We start from the raw sequence: 4,061 nt of genomic DNA, 5'->3' as shown, positions 1-4,061 counted from the left end.
GCGCCCGCGTCCCCCCCCCACCCCCCCACCCCCCCCCGGACGCGGGCGCGCGCCCCCCCCGCCGCGCCCCGGGGCCCCCCCCCCGCACCCGCTCCGAGCGACCGCCGGGCGGCCGGGCCGGCGCGCCGCGTACACGTGTCAAGCGCCCCGGAACGGGGATGTGGCACCGTTCTGGCGGCCGGATCGGGAGACGCGGTGATGGACAGGTGGCGGGCCGTCGCGGACGCGCGGCGGCGGGCCGGGCGCCTGCCCGCCCGGCTCGCCCGGCGTGGCCACGACCTGCGGCGCGCCGCCGACCGGGTGCCGGCGCCGTGGCTGTTCGTCGTCGGCGTCCTCCTCGGCACCAAGATCGTGCTCAGCCTCGTCGGGGTGCTCGCGTTGAGCGCCTTCGACGACGTGCCGTGGGCGCCGCCGCCGGACGAGGCGACGATGCGCGAGCAGCAGCGGGCGGTCTCCGGGCACCGCGCGGTCTGGCTCTGGTTCGCCTGGGACTCGTTCCTCTACGACCACCTGGCCCGGGTCCCGCTCGACGAGCCGTGGCGGGACTTCGGCTTCCCGCTGCTCTATCCGTTCCTGGCCCGGCCACTGGCCCCGCTGCTGGGCGGCAACACCGCGCTGGCGCTGCTGCTCGTCGCCAACGTCGCGTTCCTGCTGATGCTCTACTACGCCCACCGGCTGGGCGAGCGGCTGCTCGGCGACGACGCGGCGGCCCGCCGGTTCGTCCGCTACCTGGTGCTGCTGCCGGCCGCGTTCCTGTTCCAGGCGGCGCTGACCGAGTCGCTCTTCCTCTGCCTCGCGCTCGCCGCCTTCCACTACGCCGAGCGGCGGCGCTGGCTGCTCGTGGGCGTCGTGGGGTTCTTCCTGGCGCTGAGCCGCTCGGTCGGGTTCTTCGTGGTGCTCCCGCTGGCCCTGGTGCTGCTGCGGCAGCACGGCTACCGGCTGGGCCCGCGCGCGCTGGTGACGTACGTGCGCGTCGGGTGGCCGCTGGTGCTGGTGCCCGCCGGCTGGCTGACGTTCATGGCGTTCTGCCGGTGGCAGAGCGGCGACTGGTTCGCCTACAAGCACGCCCAGGAGCGGGGCTGGGGCATCTCCGTGCAGAACCCGCTGGCGGTGCTGTGGCACGGCCTGACCGGCACGCCGGCGCGGGACGCCCTGCGGGTGTGGCTCGCCGTCGTGGTGCTGGTGGTCCTGGTCGCGGGCGTCCGCCACCTCGGGCTGCCCTACCTCGCGTACGGGTTGATCATGGTCCTGGTGCCGCTGTCGATGGGGCCGCCGGTCTACAAGAGCCTGCTGCGCTACCTGCTCGCCGCGTTCCCGGTGGGCCTGGTGCTGGCCCGCTGGGCCCGGCACGCCACCGCCGACGCCTGGCTGACCGCCGCCCTCGCCCTCCTCCAGGGCGCTCTCTTCGTCGCCTGGCTCGCCTACTGGACCCACTTCATCATCTGACGGGCCCCGGTGCCGTCTTCACCTGGCGGGGCCTGGCTCTCTATGATCGGTTGAAAATTTCGCCGACTGTCAGGTCGGGGTTGGCAAAAAGCTACGGGCGCGGACCCGCGCCGGGAGGGGCTGGCATGGCGCTGTCCGCGACCGTCCTCGCCGAGCTGCGCGGCATCGTCGGCCCGGCCCACGTGCACGACGCGGCCGGCGACCTCGTGGCGTACGCCCGGGACGCGACCCCGCTCTTCTCGCACCGGCCCGACGCGGTGGTGTTCCCGGCCGACACCGCCGAGGTCGCCGCCGTGCTGGCCCTGGCCACCCGGCACGGGGTGCCGGTGGTGCCGCGCGGCGCGGGCTCCAACCTGTGCGCCGCGACCGTGCCGCTGCACGGCGGGATCGTGCTGGTGCTGACCCGGCTGAACGCGATCCTGGAGGTCAGCGCCGACGAGCTGCTGGCCCGGGTGCAGCCCGGCGTGACCAGCGCCGCGCTGGCCGACGCCGCCGCGGCGCGCGGCCTGCTCTGGGCGCCCGACCCGGGCAGCCGCACCGTCGCCACCGTCGGCGGCACCATCGCCACCTGCGCCGGCGGGCTGCGCGGGCTGAAGTACGGGGTGACCCGCAACTACGTGCTGGGCCTGGAGGCGGTGCTGCCCACCGGCGAGGTGATCCGCACCGGCGGTCGGCTGTGGAAGGACGTCGCCGGCTACGACCTGACCCGGCTGCTCACCGGCTCCGAGGGCACCCTCGCGGTGATCACCGAGGCGACGGTGGCGTTGCTGCCCGCGCCCGCGTCGAGCAACACCGGGGTCGCCTACTTCCCGACGCTCGCCGAGGCGGGGGAGGCCGTCGCCCGGGTGATCCGGGCCGGCGTGGTGCCGGCGACGCTGGAGTTCCTCGACCGGGCCTGCATCACGGCGGTGGAGGACTTCGCCCACCTGGGGCTGCGCGCCGACGCGGGAGCGCTGCTGCTCTTCGGCGACGACGGCCCGCCGGACCTGGTCGCCACCCACCTCGACCGGATCGGCGCGGCCTGCGTCGACGCCGGCGCGGTGGAGGTCACCACCGCCCGGGAGGTCGCCCAGGCCGATGCGCTGCTGGCCGCCCGCCGCTGCGCGCTGCCGGCGCTGTCCCGCCGGGGCGGGGTGACGATCCTGGAGGACGCGACCGTGCCCCGGCCGCGTATCGCCGAGATGGTCGACCGGATCGACGCGATCGCCGTCCGGCACGACGTCGCCATCGCCACCTTCGGCCACGCCGGGGACGGCAACCTGCATCCCACCTGCGTCCTCGACTCCGCCGAGGACCACGACGCGGTACGCCGGGCCGAGGCGGCCTTCGCCGACGTCTTCGCCGCCGCCCTCGACCTCGGCGGCACCATCACCGGCGAGCACGGGGTGGGGGCGGCGAAGCTGCCGTTCCTCGCCGCCCGGCTCGGCGACGACCAGCTCGCCCTGCTGCGCCGGATCAAGAGCGCCTTCGACCCGGCGGGCGTCCTCAACCCCGGAAAGCTGGGCTCGTGACAGGCGACGTGTTCAACCCGGAGCAGCTGTCCCGCTGCATCTCCTGCGGGTTCTGCCTGCCGGCCTGCCCCACGTACGCGATGACCGGCGACGAGGCGTCGTCGCCGCGCGGGCGGATCACGCTGATGCGGGCGCTGCAGGACGGCACCCTGCCCCCGGACGACGACACGCTCGCCGAGCAGTCCTCGTTCTGCCTGGGCTGCCGTGCCTGCGAACCGGTTTGCCCCGCCGGGGTGGAGTACGGCAGCCTGCTGGAGCAGTGGCGGGTGCACCAGTGGCGCGGCCCGCGCCGGCCGCTGGTGGCCCGCGCGCTGATGCTGCTGGTCGAGCAGCGGTGGGTGCTGCGGCTGCTCGGCCTGGTCCGCCGCGCCGCCCACGGTCCGGCCGCCGCCCCGTCGGCTGAGCCCGGTGCTGCCGGGCGGCCCGACGCACAGCTCATGCTGGGCTGCGTCGAGCGGGGCCTGTTCCCGGCGGTCAGCCGGGCCGCCCGGGCGCTCGACCCGGGGCTGGCCGTCCCCACCGCGCAGGGCTGCTGCGGCGCGCTGCACGCGCACAACGGCGACCTGGCCGGCGGCGAGCGGCTTGCCGAGCGCCTCGGCGAGGACCTGCCGGGCACGATCGTCACCACCTCCGGCGGCTGCGCGGCGCACCTCGCCTCCGTGCTCGGCCGCGACCGGGTGCGCGAGCTGTCCACCTGGCTCGCCGAACGGCCCGCCGGCGCGGAGCTGCGGGTGGCCGGCCGGCGCGCCCGGGTCGCCCTGCAGGACTCCTGCCACCTGCGCAACGGCCTCGGCGTCTTCGCCGAGCCGCGGGCGCTGCTGCGCCAGGTCGCCGACTACGTGGAGCTGCCCTCGGCGGCCACCTGCTGCGGCGCCGCCGGCACGTACTCGCTGCTGCGGCCGAAGGAGTCGCGGCGGATCCTGGACGCGAAGCTCGACGAGATCGAGGCCGCCGGGGTGGACCTGGTGGTGGCGGTCAACCCGGGCTGCCTGCGGCAGCTGCGCACCGGGCTGCGCCGGCGCCGGTCCCCCGTCCGGGCCGTGCACCTGGCCGAGCTGCTCACCCGCGTCGAGCCGGCGTCCCGACCGGTCTGAGCGGGTCGGG

3 protein-coding genes are annotated in these 4,061 nt (G+C 76.3%); all 3 read left to right on the top strand.

Features of this window, described 5'->3' with window-relative positions:
* Nucleotides 1-198 precede the first annotated feature (198 nt).
* The 3 genes from AB0L34_RS33080 to AB0L34_RS33070 all read left to right on the top strand — a co-directional run bounded on the left by AB0L34_RS33080 (nucleotide 199) and on the right by AB0L34_RS33070 (nucleotide 4,051).
* Nucleotides 199-1,446, top strand: coding sequence for a hypothetical protein (locus tag AB0L34_RS33080; RefSeq protein ID WP_363709528.1), 1,248 nt, complete (start codon nucleotides 199-201; stop codon nucleotides 1,444-1,446).
* Nucleotides 1,447-1,571: 125 nt separating this feature from the next.
* The gene (locus AB0L34_RS33075) at nucleotides 1,572-2,957 is read left to right on the top strand and encodes an FAD-linked oxidase C-terminal domain-containing protein (RefSeq protein WP_363709526.1); all 1,386 of its coding nucleotides are present in this window, start codon (nucleotides 1,572-1,574) and stop codon (nucleotides 2,955-2,957) included.
* Nucleotides 2,954-4,051: a (Fe-S)-binding protein gene (locus tag AB0L34_RS33070; protein WP_363709524.1), complete on the top strand. Its 1,098-nt coding sequence runs from the start codon at nucleotides 2,954-2,956 to the stop codon at nucleotides 4,049-4,051. Before AB0L34_RS33075 ends, AB0L34_RS33070 begins: the two co-directional genes overlap by 4 nt.
* Nucleotides 4,052-4,061 lie beyond the last annotated feature (10 nt).

Origin of the sequence: Micromonospora sp. NPDC052213 (assembly GCF_040679695.1) — a bacterium.
GTDB lineage: Bacteria > Actinomycetota > Actinomycetes > Mycobacteriales > Micromonosporaceae > Micromonospora.
The sequence above is the reverse complement of the archived record's forward strand: the minus strand, read 5'-3'. Positions and strand labels throughout refer to the sequence as shown.